This is a genomic window from Chitinophaga pinensis DSM 2588 (genome assembly GCF_000024005.1).
Lineage (GTDB): Bacteria > Bacteroidota > Bacteroidia > Chitinophagales > Chitinophagaceae > Chitinophaga > Chitinophaga pinensis.
In genome coordinates this window covers 7,061,673-7,078,743 of sequence record NC_013132.1, presented here as the reverse complement: position 1 = coordinate 7,078,743, position 17,071 = coordinate 7,061,673, and the positions used below count along the sequence as shown (strand labels likewise).

Below are 17,071 nucleotides of genomic sequence, written 5' to 3'. Positions count from 1 at the left end.
TATTCCGGGTAAATTCCGGTATTTTGCAATATGCCTCAAACTATGGGAAGTACATTTACACGCATTGCACTCAGTATACACCGGCGTCTGGCGCTGGAAGCAAATCCGGTCAGTATTGCAGAACTGGCAGACGGTGGTTATATCCTCAACTTCAACAAAGATCCGAAGGTTCTGCGATTGGATAAAGAGCTGCAACAGGTGTGGCAGAAAGACCTGCAGGCACAGACGACGGATTATGTGAACTGTATTATCACGGCTAGTCCTGCTGGCAATCAGATGGCGCTTTCATGTATGGAAACCATCCGTATACTGGATATGGACGGCAACCTGAAATGGATCTTTCCGCATGACGGCTGGGAGAAATTCCTGGGATCCTCATGTACCTTTTCTAATGATGGCGCATTGATCTGGTTTATTGTACCGGCCAGTTCGGCATTGGAAAATGATATCCTTTATGCGGTGAGTATGTCAGATAATAAGGTGCAGGATACCTGGATGATGGAGGGGAACCAGGAGTATAATTATGTGATCCATGCTGCACCGGATAAGACAGGCGTACTTATTGAGGCTGCTGCCGGACAGGATAGTAATCTGTTGTATCAGGCTTCCCTGACTGAGGGTAAAATAGTCGTGCAGGAACTGAAGCAGTGTGATGACAGGATTATGGGGAATTTTGCGCCTGACGGACATGAGTTTGTTACCGCACCGCATTACGAGGATGGGATCACTATATATAGTTATCCTGCAGTCCGTGAAATAGCCACACTTGGAGAAGAGAAACTATTCGCAGAAAGAAATGAATACCCGTCTGAAGAAGATACTGACAGTCTGGAGTATGTCGTACAATATATCAGTAATAAAACCCTGCTGGCATTTTCCCGTTTTGGCCGATTGCTGCTGATAGACCGGAAGACGATGCAGTGCACTGGAGAATTATTGCCGGAGGGCTGTGAGATCAGGGCATATGATATGGCAGGAAGGCCCACAAAAGACCCTGGCCAGATCGTAGACTACGCCGGCGAAATTGTTACGGTATGTGTGAATAAACAGCGCCAGCTGCTGCTGACGCATAATGCAGGAGAAGTAAGGCTGTATAACCTGCCGGATGAACTGTTTTAACGTTTCCCTGGTTCTCCGGCAAAATTGCCTTTAGGATATCCATCCGGAGTTTTTACTTCAAAATATTCATCGAAGTCTTTTGGGGCCGTAGTCGCGTACAGCTGATTAATGGAATTGATAAAAGAGGTCAGATCCGGGGCAATCGTATCACGGTCATTATCCGCGTGCCAGAACTCTATCAGCTGTCCTTTGATGCCGGTAAATACACCCGCTGTATCATAACAGATATAATCGCCGCCGCCATTGTGCCATAGTGGGATCCAGGAAGGATGCCACCAGTTTTCCATTTCAAAATCGGTACCTATCATGCCTGTCAGTTCGCTGGCGGTGTCCAGGGCATATTGCAGGGAGAGGAACATGGAATTGTTGACAAATGCCTCGTAGGTGTCTTCCTGTTGTCCGTTCTTCCATTGATACAACGCACGGAGATCAGCGGGGAGTGTCACCTTATATGTTTGCTCAAGGGCCATAATGGCTTCAGCAGATAATCCGGGCTGTAAAGCTGCATAGTAGTCTGCCCGTTTAGTACGGAGGTGTTCGTCAAGTTTGCTCAGGAATGCCTGCATAAGTTCGTTTTAAGTGTTCTTATAAGCTGAAGGCAAGACGCCGTATTCAAGTTTGAAATACTTTGCAAAGTACTTAGGATTATTGAATCCTACTTCATATGCTACTTCGGCTATTGTCAGCTGACTTTTACCCAGCAATTGAGCGGCCCGTTTCAAACGGATGGACCGGATGAATTCAAGCGGTGTTTTACCGGTAATAGACAGTAGTTTTTTATAGGCAGATACGCGGCTCATATGGAGGCCACGGCTGAGTTCTTCTACAGAAAAATCAGGATTTGAGATGTTCTTCTCCACGATCTGTAATGCCTGTTGCAGGAAAAGTTCATCCTGTGAAGAAATGGCGATTTCCTCCGGATGTGCATCAATGTGCTGCTGGAAGGTCTTTTTCAGAGATACCTGCTGAGAAACAATGTTGCGGATACGCGATAATAGCACCTCATAGTTGAAGGGTTTGGTGATATAGTCTGTAGCTCCGTTATCCAGTGCTTCCAGCTGATCTTCTTCCGAAGCGCGGGCGGTGAGCAGGATGACCGGTAAGTGTGCAAGCCGCTGGTTTTGTCTTATCCGGCGACAAAGTTCCAGTCCGTCCATTTCAGGCATATTAACGTCGCTGACAATGAGATTGGGAACGGTATGTTGGAGGATCGCCCAGCCCAGTTTACCGTTGGCGGCATCAATGATATGAAAATGGACACCAAGGTTGTCTTTAAGATAGAACCTGAAATCTTCGCTGTCTTCAATCAGGAGCAGGACCGGTTTTTTGCCTGTGTAAGGTGCAGGTGTAAGGGCTGCCGGCGCTGGCACGGATAGGATATTCGTGCTGACAGGATCCGTTACTACCAGTTGACTGACGAGCCCTTTTAGCGGCAGGAGGATTGTAAAGGTACTACCCATACCAGGAGCGCTGTCTACCGTGATAGTACCGCTATGTAGTTTGACAAACTCCCTTGTAATACTCAGACCAATACCGCTGCCCTGATTCAAGAGGGAACCGGGAATGTCATGCTGGAAGAACCGTTCGAAGATACGTTCCTGCTGTTCCAGCGGAATACCGATACCATTGTCTTTGACGATAATCGCTAAGGTAGATCCGTGTTGTACCTGTACATCCACAGAAATATTTCCCTGCTCCGGTGTAAACTTGAAAGCATTACTCAGCAGGTTGAAAATGATCTTCTCAATTTTATCCGGATCATATAACATGTTGAGTGCTTTCACACTGCTATGAAAGTCCAGGTGAATCTGTTTCTTTTCTGATAAGTCGGAGAAGGAAGTGGTCAGGTCTTTTACAAAGGCAACGATATCGCCTTCACTGGTGTGTAGTTTGATTTCCTGTACTTCCATTTTACGGAAATCCAGGAGCTGATTCACCAGGTTAAGGAGGCGACGGGCATTACGTTGTACAAGTATCAGCTGTTGCTGGATATTGGCTTCCACGCCTTTGCCGAGTATCTTTTCCAGGGGTGTGATGATCAGACTAAGCGGTGTTCTGAACTCATGACTGATATTCGTGAAGAACCGTATTTTCAGTGCATCCAGTTCGTGAATGCGCTGTGCTTCCTGTTTTTCCTGTTCTATGCGTGAACGCAGTCTTTCTCTTTCCAATACCACTCTTCTGGCCAGTATCAGTGCGCCAATGATCAGCAGTATATAAAGAAAGAATGCCAGTGGCGTACGCCAGAAAGGAGGAAGGATAGTGATATGTAATTCCAGTGGCGCAGGCGTCCAGATACCGTCGTTATTGGAGGCACGCACCCGGAAGATATAATCACCGGGATCGAGATTGGTATATGTGGCTTTACGCACGCTGCCATCTGTTGTTAACCATTCATTGTTGAAGCCTTCCAGCATGTAGGCATACTGGTTTTTCTCCGGATGAAAATAGTTCAGTGCTGCGAAGGAGATGGAGAATACGTTCTCCCGGTACTTCAGGGTGATTTCCTGTGTGCGCGTAATAGATTGTTGCAGTAGGATACGACCGTTAAAATGTTCACCAGGTTCCATGCTTTTGTTAAAGACCTGGAAGTCGGTCAGCACGATGGGTGGTACGGTCGTATTGAGGGCAATGTTATGCGGATTGAAGATATTAAAGCCGTTGCCACCACCGAAGATAAATTCTCCCTTACTGGTTTTCAGCGCAGCGTTTTCATTGAATTCGCGGCCTTGCAGACCGTCAGATTCATCGTATTGTTTACAACTGATTTTATAGACAGGGGAGCGTTGTAAGAGGGTGAGGTTGACGATGCCGTTAGCTGTGCTCATCCAGAGGGTGCTGTCACGGTCTTCAAGGATATTCAGGACGGTATTATCCGGCAGCCCATCTTCTTTGCGCAGGATGCTGATCTTCTTAGTGGTGGGATCGTAGATGTTCAGTCCTTCCCGGGTACCGATCCATATGAGACCGCGTTTGTCTTCATACAAGCAGATGACGTTACGGTTGCTGATACCACCGGCCTGTTTGTCGATACTCTCGTAATGCGTAAACTTGCCGGCATTATTCATGACATCCAATCCATCGGCGGTGCCGATCCATATATTACCGGCTTTATCTTCCAGGAAGGCAGATACATAAGGCGACCGGATGGAATTAGGCGCTCCGTTGGCATAGTGTTTAAAATGGCCGGTTGTCCTGTCGAGGATATTGAGTCCGCCACCAAGCGTGCCAACCCAGAGTCGTTGTTTGCTGTCTTCGAATATCTCCCATACGCTGTTATCACTCAGGCTATTTTGATCGGCTGCATCGTGTTTATAATGGGTGAAGCGGTTGCCATTGAAACAATCCAATCCACCGAAATAAGAGCCTATCCATAATTGCTGTTGCTGGTCTATCCACAGACTGACAATGACATTACCGCTGGGTGAATTGGGATTGCCGGCATCATGCAGGTATTGTTTGTAGGTATTATGGTTGCGATCGTAGTAGATCAGTCCTCCACCATTGGTTCCGATCCAGAGATTACCATGGGCATCTTCCGCGAAGCGGTTCACATCATCATAGGGAAGACTACTGGCTGTAAATGCTTCGTGCTGGTATAAAGGGAACTTAACGATGTTTTCATGATAGTAGCAGATACCTTTCTTGTAAGTGCCGATCCATATAATACCGGTATTGTCACGATAGAGTGCATTGATACTATTTTGACTCAGGCTTTTAGGATTTTCACTATTGTTGACGAGGTACTCGATACTTTGTTTTGCTTTATCGATGATATTGATGCCACCATGGTCGGTACCGATCCATATCAGGCCCTTGTTATCCTGCACGATACCGCGCACGATGTTGTTATTGAGGCGGAGTGTACCGGTATTCTGATTATAGTGAGTGAATGCTGCAGTATGTTGATTATAATAATAGACGCCTTGTACATCGGAGTTACTGAATATCCACAGATCACCGTCACTATCGGCCATCATCTGATAGTCCTGCTGACTGTTGCTACCGTTCTGTTCAGGCAGGGATGTATGCCAGGAGATGCGGTGAGTATGTGCATCCATTTTCTGTAATAATCCATCTGTCTGCAGTATCCATATGTTGTCATTATTGTCTTGCGCAATCGCAGCAATGGCGCTGTTCTTCGCTTGCATAATCCTTTTAGCAGAATGCGTAGTTGGCGTATAGGTAAAGAGGCCGTTTTTAGGGACGACGAACCAGTAGGTACCACTTTTATCTTTCATGATCTGCCCAACAGAATCGCCGGGGATTCCGTAATGACGGAGGGTATTGCGGGTATCGCGTTCGAAGTGGCCTGTTTCAGGATGATAGATGTTCTGTCCGTTGCGATGTGTCACCCATAGGATTCCGTCAGGACCTTCCATGAGACTGGTAATAAAGTTGTCAGATAGCGTAGTCGAGTCGCTGAGTATCTGGCGGAAGACTTTAAAGTTATATCCATCAAAACGATTGAGTCCTGACATGGTACCAAACCACATAAAGCCCTGACTATCTTTGAGAATGCAATTCACCTGGTTTGCAGAAAGTCCCTGGGTTAAATCTATTCTGCTTAGCTGATACTGCGAAGACGTGCTTTGTCCCCTCAACAGCACTGGTAAGTATACCAGCAGAAAAAGAATGAGTAATCTTTTGTTCACTTGTGTAATAACGCGGATTTGTCTGCAAATAAATGTCTATGCTACAATATAGACCCTCTGTTGTAAATAAAAAAAGAAAGGTCGAAAGAATTCGACCTTTGTGCTAAAATTCCACGTTATGGTACTCAGGTCCATAAAAAGTTTAGCGTGTATATGCTGTAATGTTATTTTAACTAAGTCTGATGAAATTATGTCTGATGTGTGCTGTTGATTCCTTGTCTGATCTGCTTTTCGCCGGTATTCGTTCACTTCTCGCTTACCAGGGTCAACGCTGTTATAATCGGCAAATATGATTACAAAGCAAATGTAATGCCCCGCTGAGTGATAACCAAGGTTTTATTTGCTTTTTTTGCGCAATCGTTTGCATCCTGCCCTTAAAAAGGCTAAACTTGCTTATTAATATATTTTTTTTATTCTTCACGGATATGAAAAGAACAGGTCTCTCTTTAATGCTGATCATCGCCTTAGGAGCAGGGCGATCGCACGCACAGCAAAGGAATAACAACTTAAAGCTTTGGTATAAGGAACCGGCAATTGAATGGTCACAGGCGCTTCCATTAGGCAACGGACGTGTTGGAGCGATGGTGTTTGGCGGAACAAGCGAGGAACTGATCCAGCTGAATGAAGCTACTTTATGGTCGGGCGGTCCGGTCAGTAAGCAGGTGAATCCGGCGGCAGCGTCTTATTTACCGGCAGTACGCGCTGCGTTATTCAGCGAAAAGTATCATGAAGCGGATAGCCTGCTGCGTAAAATGCAGGGCGCTTTTTCGCAGTCATTCCTGCCATTGGGTGATATACGTATACATCAGCAATTGAAGGATACCCTGGTGTCGCAATATAGTCGAGACCTGGATATAGCGAATGCGAAATCGATTACGCGATTTGTAAGCGGCGGCATTACCTATACACGTGAGCTATTTATCTCTGCACCTGACCAGGTGATCGTGATCAGACTACGTTCCAGCAAGAAAGGTGCGTTGCAGTTTAAAGCCGATCCATCCAGTCAGCTGCATTATCAGAATAGTGTTACAGGTGCAAAGGAAATTGCAATGCGAGGTAAGGCGCCTTCGCAGGTAGATCCGAGTTATATTAATTATAATGCCGAGCCTATTCAGTATGAAGCGGCAGGTAGTTGTAAGGGCATGCGTTATGAACTGCGGATGCGGGCGATCAGTCCGGATGGCACCGTGACAACTGATGCCACCGGGATTACTGTGAAGAATGCTACGGAAGCGATTTTATTACTGACCGCAGCAACCAGCTTTAATGGTTTTGATAAATGTCCTGACAGTGAAGGACTGGATGAGAAAGCGATTGCCGGCGGACAAATGAAAAAAGCCGCTGCATTGTCTTATGCTAATCTGCTGCAACGTCACGAGCAGGACTATCATAAATATTTTAACAGGGTTAGTCTGAATCTGTCAGGTGATGATCAATCAGCACAGCCAACAGATGAAAGACTGCGGAGATATACTGCGGGCGGCAAAGATCAGGCGCTGGAGAGTCTTTATTTTCAGTTTGGCCGTTATCTGCTGATCTCCTGTTCCCGTACGCCATCTGCGCCAGCGAATCTGCAGGGTATCTGGAACAAGGAGCTACGTGCGCCCTGGAGTTCCAATTACACGATCAATATCAATACGCAGATGAACTACTGGCCTGCGGAGGTCTGTAACCTGATGGAGATGCAACAGCCGTTGTACCAGTTGCTGAAAGAACTGTCTGTGACAGGCGCCGCTACCGCAGGAGAGTTTTATAATACGAGAGGATGGGTAGCACACCACAATACGGATATATGGGCGATTGCCAATCCGGTAGGCGATAAAGGAAAAGGTGATCCGCAGTGGGCTAACTGGATGATGGGAGGGAACTGGTTATGTCAGTTCCTCTGGCAACATTACTGTTATACCGGCGATGAAAAATTCCTGAGAGATACGGCTTATCCGATCATGAAATCAGCGGCGCTTTTTAGTCTCGATTTCCTGGTGAAAGATCCTGCTTCCGGTTACCTGGTGACTGCACCTGCTACTTCACCAGAGAATAAATTCCTGCTGGCGAATGGTACACAGGAATCCGTTTCCATTGCCAGCACGATGGACATGACGATCATCCGTGAGTTGTTCAATAACGTGATTAAAGCAGGAGAAGTACTGAAAGTAGATAATGGACTGCGTGACTCTTTACAGGTTGCTGCGGATCGTCTTTATCCGTTTAAGATAGGAAAGGATGGCAGTTTACAGGAGTGGTATAAAGACTGGCCTTCCGGAGAAACAGAGCATCGCCATATTTCACATCTGTATGCGCTGTTCCCTGGCGATCAGATTTCGCCTTCCGCTACACCCGAACTGGCTAATGCGACTAAACGTACTTTGGAGATCAGGGGAGACGGTGGTACCGGTTGGAGTAAAGCCTGGAAGATCAATACCTGGGCAAGACTGGAAGATGGCAATCATGCTTACAAACTCTTACGCGAGTTGCTGACATTGACAGGAAAAGGTGCTGTAGATATGCATAATGCAGGTGGTACTTACGCGAATCTGTTTTGTGCGCATCCGCCTTTCCAGATAGATGGTAACTTTGGCGGTACTTCCGGTATCGCACAGATGTTACTGAACGGACAATCCAACATGATCCGTTTACTGCCTGCTTTACCGGATGCATGGGCAACAGGTGATGTAAAGGGATTACTGGCATATGGTGGTCATACCATCGATATGAGCTGGAAAGAAGGTAAGCTGGTACGTGTAACGATCTATGCGAAGAAGGCAGGTACCTGCTATTTACTGGCAAAGAGCAGGCTGAAAGCAGGCGCCAATGCACAGTTGGCGCCGATGAAACCAAAAGATCCGTCAGCAGGTTATCCTTATGCGCTGAAAACAACGGCAGGAGGCGTATATACATTGCTGGCAGCAGAATAACAACAGAAAGAAAAAGACATCAATATGCCGGATAAGAAATTAGCGCTCATCTGCGAGGATCCTGCCAATCTGTTTGACATGGCGAAGACAGAGGATCGTCGTCTGCTGGAAACATTACAGGCAGCAGGATGGGATGCAGAAAAGAAAGACTGGAAAGACAGCGATACAGACTGGACAAGTTACGAACTGGTGATATTAAAATCGCCTTACGATTATCATAACAGACTGGACGAGTTCAGGGTATGGTTACACAAACTTGCTACCGCAGGCGTACAGTTGCTGAACCCTGTAGAAACCGTGTTATGGAATGCGGATAAACATTATCTGAAAGAGATCGCGGATGCAGGCTTTGATATTATTCCTTCTTTATTCCTGGAAAAAGAAACACCGACTGATCTGGCGTCCCTGTTTGAAAGACTCGGTACAGATAAGATCATTGTGAAACCGTGTGTAAGCGGAGGTTCTAAGAATACCTTTACACTGGTACGTGGAGAAACGGCACTGGACAAACATCCGCTGCAACAGTTGTTGCCAAAGGAGGCATTTATCGCACAACCCTTCATGAAAGAAATCCAGGAAGGAGAATGGTCGATGCTTTTCTTCGGAGGTGTGTACAGTCATACGATCGTGAAGAAACCTAAAGCAGGTGATTTCAGGGTACAACCACAATACGGCGCTACTATTCATTCGGCTACGCCAGCTACCGCTGTGATTGAGAAAGCGACAGCTTTAGTGCGTCGTTTTGCCGGCGGTGCATTGTATACAAGAGTAGACGGTGTTCTGGTCGATGGCCAACTGGCGCTGATGGAACTGGAGCTGATAGAGCCGTTGTTGTACACCGCGTTTGAGGAGCAGAGTTTTGAACGGTATGTGAAAGCATTAGATAAAGTACGGAAATAAATACTGAAATTGATTATTGAAAAGCACTTCGCTACGGCGGAGTGCTTTTGTATTAAAATTGGCGATCCGGTATTGGTGAAGGTATACTATAACGGTAACGTCATTGCAGAACCAGCTTTTTAAAACGATATATGACATTAAGTAGCTGTATTTTTGCGTATGCACAATATCGACTTTTTTAATATTGACTATCTGCAACAGGGGAACGCCGTGCAGCGAGCAGTCTATGCAGTATTGAAGGAGACGGCTGTTTTACAGTTGTTATCTGCTTATGATCCGGTGTTGGCAGGCACAATTCCTATTGCTGTAGATATACCCGGCAGTGACCTGGATATTCTATGTTCCTTTAAAGAGCAAGAAGTGTTTAAACAGGATATGATCACGTTGTGGGGTGAGGCTTCAGGATTCAGTATAAAGACCTTTGAAATATACGATCAGGAATGTGTGGTTATTAATTTTGATAAAGCGGGTTATCCTTTTGAGATCTTTGCACAGCAGTTACCGGTACGTGAACAGATGGGATACAGGCATATGTTGATTGAACATCATTTACTCCAACAGCATGGCGAAGGTTTGCGACAGGAAGTGATCCGCCTGAAGAAAGAAGGGTACAAAACAGAGCCTGCTTTTTGCCTGTGTTTAGGGATCGATGGAAATCCTTACGTGGAATTACTAAAGCTCGAAACGGAGCAATAAAGATAGTATAAAAACAAAGCGAGCTGCATATATGAAGTGTGCAGCTCGCTTTGTTTTATGAAATATTAAAGCATTTATTTTTTCAGATTCTCATTCATTTTCTGTACCAATGCTACTGCCTTTTCAAGATCAGCTACCTTAATACCGTTGGTGGCTTGCTCATAGATCTCTTCTACCCATGGATGCAGGGTCTGCTTCATATGCTTACCGTTTTCTGTAAGGTATATGAGCTTATTACGCCGGTCATTTTCGTCCTCTTTTCTTTCAACAAGATCCCGCTTTGTGAGACTGTCGATAAGATAAGTAATACTGGATTTATCCTTGATCAGGATATCGGCGATTTCCTGCTGATTGATACCATCTTGTCTGTACAATACGCCGAGTATTTCCAGGAGTTCGAATGATACATCTATATTATTCTCCTTGATCCTTACCTGTAAGTGCTGGCGCATATAGTTTCGCATTTCCATCAGTGCCCTGCTCAGATCACGCGCCAGTTCCAGTGTTTGTTCCATAGCCATAGTGCAATATAAGTTTAATGTGCAGCATCCGCCATATTAATCTTATTCTTCGCATTTTTCACAAACAATAGTACGAACGGTACGCAGACGAGGAACATGACACCTACCCAGAGGAATACATCCATGTAAGATAATACCGTTGCCTGTTTCATTACAGCGCCATCCATCATTGCATACGCCTTACTTTTTGCGACTACCATGTCAAAGCCCTTCGCACGCATTGCGCCTGTCATATCGGAAATACGTTGTTGTACTTCCGGATTATTTACGTCAAGATGACTTACCAGGTTACTTCTGTGCAGGTCTGTCTGGCGTGTCATAAAGGTGGAAATCAATGCGATACCAAAAGCGCCTCCCAGTTGACGCATCATACCGGAGAAGGCTGCGCCTTGTCCGATCTCCTTGCCTTTGAGGGTAGAGAGAGACATGGTACTGACTGGTACTGACAGCAGACCCAGACCGAAACCGCGGATAATCAATACCCAGAAGAAGTCTTTTGAACTGGTATCCGGAGAAAGGATCTCGTATGACATATAACTATAGATGAAGAAGACGAGCATACCAATGGCAATCAGATACTTCTGCGGAACGCCTTTTTGTATGAGAATGGCAACCACCGGCATCATGACGGCTACAAAGATGGTACTGGGTAATTGCAGCATACCGGACTGCTGTGCTGTCCATCCCAATAAAGACTGTGTATAGAGCGGAATGACGAAAGTCGATCCGAAGAGACCAAAACCCATTATAAAAGAAAGGATTACGCCTATACGCAGGTTGCCGTTTTTCAATACCCTGAGTTCCACAATGGGATAGGCGAAGGTGAGTTGTCGCCAGATGAAGAAGAATAGTCCGAATACCGCAAGAACAGTCAGTATGATGATCAGCGGACTACTAAACCAGTCTTCTTCCTGTCCTTTTTCCAGTACGAACTGTAAAGAAGAAATACCGATCGCCAGGAGGGCAATACCGAGCCAGTCTACCTGACTGGCATCTCTTTTTTCTTCGTACTGCGGACTTCTCACGTATTGTAGTGTAAGCAGCGCCGCAATGACGCCGATCGGGATATTGATATAGAAGATGTAGGGCCAGCTGTAGTTGTCGATGATATAACCACCCAGCGGCGGACCTAATGTCGGACCCACGATCACCCCCAGGGTATAGATAGCCTGTGCCGTGGCGCGTTTCTCCGGTGGCCAGCTTTCTGTAATAATAGTTTGAGAGGTGACCAGCAGGGCGCCTCCACCAAGCCCCTGTAAGAACCTGAAAAGGACCAGTTCCCAGATGTTGGTGGCATTTCCGCAGAGAAAGAACAGATGGTGAAGATGACAACAGAAACCGCGAAGTAGTTCCGGCGGCCGAACTGTTGGGATAACCAGCTGGTCATGGGTACAACGATCACATTGGCGAGGGAATAAGCAGTAATCACCCAGCTGACTTCATTTAAGGTAGCGCCCAGACTACCCCTCATATCGGGCAGGGCGACGTTGACAATGGTGGTGTCTATAATTTCCAGTAATGCACAGACAACAGCGGTGATGGTGATAATAACCCGGCGGGATCCATATTCTACTAAAGAAGGTAATTGCTCCATGCGTATAATTAATAATACGAAGGTAGAAGTTATTGGTTTGATTTCAAACTAATAATAGATTGAATTCAAACTATTTTCTGGTTGCTGGTATTGACAGGTATAGGGGTAATATTCAAAAAATTCATTATCATGCCGTTCGAAATTTCAGCCTACATGATGGATACTATCAGCTCCCTGTTCAAACGACCTTATCCCTTACCAGAAACCTGGCGCAGGCAATGGACCATGACGATTGCCCTGAGCGGGGCGGTATTCCTGTTCCTTTTTCTGTTCCGGCCTTTTAATGGTCAGCGGGATACGCTGGACGCTTTCTGGGGAAGTCTGGAGGGAGCCGCTACGGTGTTTGGGGTAGTTATATTGTATTATGGACTGGTATTCCGCTTGTTTCCGGCTTATTTCAGGGAAGATAAGTGGACGACCGGCAGGGAGTCGCTCTGGACTCTGGTCATTATCGTCGCCATTGCGCTGGCTAACATAGGAGTAATGGCGCTGAGTGGTCAATGGCGTTATTCCTGGAAAGAAGCCTTACTGATGGTTATCTATACGGCTGTGATCGGGATTGCGCCGGCTACGACCAGTATTATGATCAACCAGGCCCGTTTACTAAGGCGTTATCGTAACAGGGCGGTGGGGCTGAATCAGACCATAGCCGCGCCTGTGATAGAGGAGGAGGTGTCCCCGGCCTCTGTGGAGGCAGAAGTGCTTTCTTTTACAGCGGATAATGGAAAGGACTATATTTCTCTGCATCCAGGACAATTACTGGCGGTCACGTCGGCAGATAACTATGTCAGGCTGTATTTCATGGAAGGAGATGATCTGAAACAGGAGTTGCTGCGTTCCAGTCTGCAGAAAATTGAGGCCAGTCTGAACACCCATATCAACTTCTGGCGTTGTCACCGGACTGCCATTGTTAACCTTTTCCTGGTAGAAGAGGTCAGCGGTACCGCCCAGGGATACCGGCTCCATATCCTGCATTTACCCGACACGATCCCCGTATCCAGAAGTCTGAATACCGCCCTGAGGGAAAAGCTGGCCAATCGTATGACCATGCCATTCACCCCGGCAGCTGCAGCGGTTCAGGCGACCCGTCCCTAAGCGTGCAATTCGCCCCAAATGCCATGCAGATGGCCACTTCCAGAAAATTCGTTGCCGGTCTGCCAGTACTTTTACACCAGTTCCGGATGATCCGGATCGGTCTTTAAAAAGTATTGCAACATGAAAAAAGCCTTCTTTCTGCTCGCCGTTTTATTACTGAGTACCCATCTGCTGAAAGCACAGTTTGATGATAAATTCTATTTCCCTAATAAAACCTGGAAGGCGCTGGACTCATCCATGCAGGTGGAAGAAGTGAATCTGCCGGTAGATACCGTTACCCTGAACGCCTTGTTTTTTAAACCGGTGGGACAGCCTAAGGCGACCGTATTGTTTTGTCATGGGGCAGGCGGGAATGTCACCTTTTATCAATATATGGTAAAGCCGTTGGTCGAACATGGCTACCAGGTCTTTATGATCGATTTCAGGGGCTATGGTAAGAGCAGCGGGAAACCGACACACCTGAATATAGCATGTGACGGACAGGTGGTATTTGATTATCTGCTGGGCAGACCGGATGTAAAGGGAACCAAAATGCTGTTATTCGGTGCTTCTATCGGTACCCAGGTAGCCACCAGGCTGGCCAGGGATAATGGAGACAAAATACAGGCATTGGTATTAGATGGGGCCATCAGTTCTTTTACAGACCTTGCGGCCGCTTATGCACCTGCGGAGCAACAGGCAATGATAAAACAGTATCTGACGTCCCCCTATGCGGCGAAAACGGATATCCCGTTTGTGAAATTACCAGTACTGATTGTGCATAGCAAAGAAGATAAAGAGGTGCCTTTTGCACTGGCGGAAGCAGTTTATAATGCAGCCATTGGTAAGAAGGAATTGTATATATATAGCGGCACACATCTGGCTGCTATGAAGGAGAATGCAGGGGAGTATGTGAATAAAATTGATCGGTTAATTTATTAACGGTGATGAACAATCTGTTCCGCCATCCTCACCTTTGCCCTGTTTAAAGACAAGGAGCTTGTCTATTTTATTCCGAAGCATCGGATAGAAGGCAGGGATGCACACGCGCTTGCCAATGATCTGTTGAGCGTGTTCGGGGAATATGCATGATATTAAAAGAAAATCCCCCGTTAGACTGGCTTCCGGGGGATTTTTATTTTTGCTACGGAGATACTAACGTACCCGTACATATGTTTCGATGATCACATGGTCTACATTCAGACTATCGATTTTTTCCTCTCCACTCTGAATGATCGTATCATTCCTGATCTCCATTTTGAAGGAGAAATCCTGGTTTTCCCATCCTCTGTAACTGCAATACTCCAGGTGTTCGCTGTATTTATCACCTACCAGGGTATAGGTACCGCTACCTGCACCAAATGCGGCGCTTGCTGTATCTGCACCATGGTTCAGGTCATGGTTGAAGAAGGCAAAGTAACTGTCATTGAAGATCTTGATGGTCTCCTGTCCGGGTACAGGAGCCGTTACCGTCGTATCCGTATTCTGGATAGACTTGGCGCTAATAAGTTTCCAGGTACCGGAAAGCGGAGATTTTTCTGTTGTTGTTGCAGGTGATGCGTCCTTTTTGGTATCACAGGACATCAGCAATGTAACAGCTACGGCGATAAGCGAAGCACATTTCATGTTGAGATATTAAATGTTTGCATCAAATATAATAAATGGGGTAAAATCTTCACAGAACAGGCAAATTATTTACAGGTTTATTTATCAAGCACACCTGTCCGGTGGCGCTCATAAAAAGGGTTTGCACTGATAAGACCGCTTTGATGACCCAACGGCACAGTTTTTTAGGTGTTTCTGGTATGAGTACGCATGAAGAACAAAAACAGGAAGCGCAAGTTTTTTACCGGGAGGCGCTGGCATTGCTGGTGGACAGCAAACTTGATTTTATGCTGGGTGGGGGATTTGCCTTATTCAGTTATACGGGCCTTTACAGGGACACCAAAGACCTTGATATATTCTGTATGCCCACACAATATGCGGATATCCTGAAACTTTTTGCATCTAATGGATATGAAATTGAACTGACAGATGTAAGGTGGCTGGCGAAGGTTTTTAAAGGTGAATATTATATAGATATCATCTTCAGCAGTACGAATAACATTTGTATTGTAGATGAAAGCTGGTATGAACATACTACTGATGCCATCGTCATGGACCATCCTGTAAGACTGATAGGTGCGGAGGAACTGGTATGGAGTAAAGTGTTCATACAAAACAGGGAACGCTTTGACGGGGCAGATGTCAATCATGTCTTTCTGAAGTATGGACAAAAACTCAATTGGGAAAGACTATTGCATCGCTTAGATCCACACTGGCACCTGTTGTTATCGCAGATACTGAATTTCCAGTACGTGTATCCGTCAGATTATGCTGATATCATTCCCCGCTGGTTATTTGACGAACTGATGAGACGCGCCAATGAACAATATGACCTGCCGCCTTCCCTGGAGAAGGTTTGTCGTGGACCAATTATTGATCAGACACAATACGCTGTCGATATTACCGACTGGCATTATAAAGGGATGACTATAAAAACGGTTTAATATGGATGCAGAAAACAAGAAAGTGCGTATTGCCGCAGTGGCTGATATTCATGTAACAGATACCGATAAGAACAAGTGGGTAGATTATTTTAAAGAGGTATCTAAAAATGCAGATGTATTATTAATCTGCGGCGACCTGACGAATACCGGTGATGAAAGCGAAGCGCAGATCTTGTGTGATGAACTGAAGGCCTGTACGATTCCGGTCATAGCCGTGCTGGGTAATCATGATTATGAGAAGGGGCGGCAGAAGCTGATCCGGCAGACATTGCAGAATGAAAATGTACATATCCTGGATGGAGAGGCAATCGTGATCAAAGACGTCGGATTTGCCGGTGTGAAAGGTTTTGGCGGCGGATTTGACAACTATATGCTATCCATGTTCGGAGAAGATGCTATGAAAGCCTTTGTACAGGAGGCCGTGGATGAGGCATTACATTTAGACAGGGCGCTGGCCCGGATCGATCAACAGCATGACAAGCTAAAAAAGATCGCCTTACTACATTATTCACCACTGAGAGAAACCGTCGTAGGCGAACCTGAAGTAATCTTTCCTTTCCTCGGATCTTCCCGTCTGGCAGAGCCATTAATACGTCGTGAGGTGACGGCTGTATTTCATGGTCATGCACATATGGGTACCCTGGAAGGCACCCTAACAGGGGGCGTACGCGTGTTTAATGTAGCTAAACCTGTATTGTCGAAAGCAGGATATGAGATCCCTTATTATATACTGGAAGTCTGAATATTGTCTTTATGCAGTCAATAGCCACTGGTTCTGCGGAGGGCTGGCAATGAGTACTTGCGACATAACGATAGCAGTATCACCTATAAAATTGTATTGAGTATAGTCATATTAATTTAAAAACAATATTTTGTTTTAACTTTTTGTTCCCAGAAAAATTATGAGAATTAGCGAAACCTTTCTATATTTATCATGATAGCGATATCACCCAAAACCTAAAAGGAAATAACCAGATAAATCGGCGGAACATTAGCTTGGAAAACCCAGGAACCACACTCGTACCAAAATCGATTTTTTATTGTGTCG

At 45.8% G+C, this 17,071-nt stretch carries 13 protein-coding genes and 1 pseudogene; 9 read left to right on the top strand and 5 right to left on the bottom strand.

Annotated features, from left to right (window positions below; all coding sequences use genetic code 11):
* Positions 1–42: 42 nt before the first annotated feature.
* The gene (locus CPIN_RS27440; RefSeq protein ID WP_012793140.1) at positions 43–1,119 is read left to right on the top strand and encodes a WD40 repeat domain-containing protein; all 1,077 of its coding nucleotides are present in this window, start codon (positions 43–45) and stop codon (positions 1,117–1,119) included.
* Here CPIN_RS27440 and CPIN_RS27435 read toward each other — a convergent pair.
* Both CPIN_RS27435 and CPIN_RS27430 read right to left on the bottom strand, forming a co-directional pair.
* A complete protein-coding gene (locus CPIN_RS27435; RefSeq protein WP_012793139.1) occupies positions 1,116–1,685 on the bottom strand; it encodes an SMI1/KNR4 family protein in 570 nt (189 codons plus the stop codon). The two genes, CPIN_RS27440 and CPIN_RS27435, sit on opposite strands and share 4 nt — an antisense overlap.
* 9 nt (positions 1,686–1,694) lie before the next feature.
* Positions 1,695–5,774: a hybrid sensor histidine kinase/response regulator transcription factor gene (locus tag CPIN_RS27430; protein WP_245552038.1), complete on the bottom strand. Its 4,080-nt coding sequence runs from the start codon at positions 5,772–5,774 to the stop codon at positions 1,695–1,697.
* Between the two features lie 425 nt (positions 5,775–6,199).
* Between CPIN_RS27430 and CPIN_RS27425 the strand changes: the two genes are divergently transcribed.
* The 3 genes from CPIN_RS27425 (at position 6,200) to CPIN_RS27415 (ending at position 10,285) form a co-directional block, all read left to right on the top strand.
* Entirely contained in the window at positions 6,200–8,689 is a 2,490-nt protein-coding gene (locus CPIN_RS27425; RefSeq protein WP_148230653.1) for a glycoside hydrolase family 95 protein, read from the top strand.
* A gap of 24 nt (positions 8,690–8,713) precedes the next feature.
* On the top strand, positions 8,714–9,589 hold the full coding sequence (locus tag CPIN_RS27420) for an ATP-grasp domain-containing protein (protein ID WP_012793136.1): 876 nt from the start codon (positions 8,714–8,716) through the stop codon (positions 9,587–9,589).
* A gap of 159 nt (positions 9,590–9,748) precedes the next feature.
* Positions 9,749–10,285, top strand: a complete 537-nt coding sequence (locus CPIN_RS27415; RefSeq protein WP_012793135.1) for a DUF4269 domain-containing protein — start codon at positions 9,749–9,751, stop codon at positions 10,283–10,285.
* 74 nt (positions 10,286–10,359) lie between these two features.
* Here CPIN_RS27415 and CPIN_RS27410 read toward each other — a convergent pair whose 3' ends face one another.
* Both CPIN_RS27410 and CPIN_RS27405 read right to left on the bottom strand, forming a co-directional pair.
* Positions 10,360–10,806 carry a MarR family winged helix-turn-helix transcriptional regulator gene (locus CPIN_RS27410; RefSeq protein ID WP_012793134.1) on the bottom strand — a complete coding sequence of 149 codons (447 nt, stop codon included), beginning with the start codon at positions 10,804–10,806 and terminating at the stop codon, positions 10,360–10,362.
* Positions 10,807–10,820: 14 nt separating this feature from the next.
* Positions 10,821–12,277: pseudogene (locus CPIN_RS27405) on the bottom strand (DHA2 family efflux MFS transporter permease subunit).
* Positions 12,278–12,529: 252 nt separating this feature from the next.
* Between CPIN_RS27405 and CPIN_RS27400 the strand changes: the two are divergent.
* The 3 genes from CPIN_RS27400 to CPIN_RS39690 all read left to right on the top strand — a co-directional run bounded on the left by CPIN_RS27400 (position 12,530) and on the right by CPIN_RS39690 (position 14,566).
* Positions 12,530–13,495, top strand: coding sequence for a LytTR family DNA-binding domain-containing protein (locus CPIN_RS27400; RefSeq protein ID WP_012793133.1), 966 nt, complete (start codon positions 12,530–12,532; stop codon positions 13,493–13,495).
* A gap of 120 nt (positions 13,496–13,615) precedes the next feature.
* Entirely contained in the window at positions 13,616–14,416 is an 801-nt protein-coding gene (locus tag CPIN_RS27395; RefSeq protein ID WP_012793132.1) for an alpha/beta hydrolase, read from the top strand.
* Between the two features lie 12 nt (positions 14,417–14,428).
* A complete protein-coding gene (locus CPIN_RS39690) occupies positions 14,429–14,566 on the top strand; it encodes a BrxA/BrxB family bacilliredoxin (protein WP_148230819.1) in 138 nt (45 codons plus the stop codon).
* Positions 14,567–14,629: 63 nt separating this feature from the next.
* On the opposite strand, the gene CPIN_RS27390 is transcribed toward CPIN_RS39690, so the two are convergent.
* Positions 14,630–15,100 carry a hypothetical protein gene (locus tag CPIN_RS27390; RefSeq protein ID WP_012793131.1) on the bottom strand — a complete coding sequence of 157 codons (471 nt, stop codon included), beginning with the start codon at positions 15,098–15,100 and terminating at the stop codon, positions 14,630–14,632.
* A 143-nt stretch (positions 15,101–15,243) separates the two neighbouring features.
* Between CPIN_RS27390 and CPIN_RS27385 the strand changes: the two genes are divergently transcribed.
* Together CPIN_RS27385 and CPIN_RS27380 are read left to right on the top strand one after the other, a co-directional pair.
* The gene (locus CPIN_RS27385) at positions 15,244–16,023 is read left to right on the top strand and encodes a hypothetical protein (RefSeq protein ID WP_012793130.1); all 780 of its coding nucleotides are present in this window, start codon (positions 15,244–15,246) and stop codon (positions 16,021–16,023) included.
* A gap of 1 nt (position 16,024) precedes the next feature.
* A complete protein-coding gene (locus tag CPIN_RS27380; RefSeq protein ID WP_012793129.1) occupies positions 16,025–16,765 on the top strand; it encodes a metallophosphoesterase family protein in 741 nt (246 codons plus the stop codon).
* The last annotated feature ends 306 nt before the right edge of the window (positions 16,766–17,071 follow it).

Excerpts from the sequence above, each read along its gene's own strand:
- CPIN_RS27390 (WP_012793131.1), bottom strand. The coding sequence starts at position 15,100 with ATGAAATGTGCTTCGCTTATCGCCGTAGCTGTTACATTGCTGATGTCC.
- CPIN_RS27400 (WP_012793133.1), top strand. The coding sequence starts at position 12,530 with ATGCCGTTCGAAATTTCAGCCTACATGATGGATACTATCAGCTCCCTG.
- CPIN_RS27440 (WP_012793140.1), top strand. The coding sequence starts at position 43 with ATGGGAAGTACATTTACACGCATTGCACTCAGTATACACCGGCGTCTG.
- CPIN_RS27435 (WP_012793139.1), bottom strand. The coding sequence starts at position 1,685 with ATGCAGGCATTCCTGAGCAAACTTGACGAACACCTCCGTACTAAACGG.
- CPIN_RS27415 (WP_012793135.1), top strand. The coding sequence starts at position 9,749 with ATGCACAATATCGACTTTTTTAATATTGACTATCTGCAACAGGGGAAC.
- CPIN_RS27425 (WP_148230653.1), top strand. The coding sequence starts at position 6,200 with ATGAAAAGAACAGGTCTCTCTTTAATGCTGATCATCGCCTTAGGAGCA.
- CPIN_RS27410 (WP_012793134.1), bottom strand. The coding sequence starts at position 10,806 with ATGGCTATGGAACAAACACTGGAACTGGCGCGTGATCTGAGCAGGGCA.
- CPIN_RS27395 (WP_012793132.1), top strand. The coding sequence starts at position 13,616 with ATGAAAAAAGCCTTCTTTCTGCTCGCCGTTTTATTACTGAGTACCCAT.
- CPIN_RS27385 (WP_012793130.1), top strand. The coding sequence starts at position 15,244 with ATGACCCAACGGCACAGTTTTTTAGGTGTTTCTGGTATGAGTACGCAT.
- CPIN_RS27420 (WP_012793136.1), top strand. The coding sequence starts at position 8,714 with ATGCCGGATAAGAAATTAGCGCTCATCTGCGAGGATCCTGCCAATCTG.
- CPIN_RS27380 (WP_012793129.1), top strand. The coding sequence starts at position 16,025 with ATGGATGCAGAAAACAAGAAAGTGCGTATTGCCGCAGTGGCTGATATT.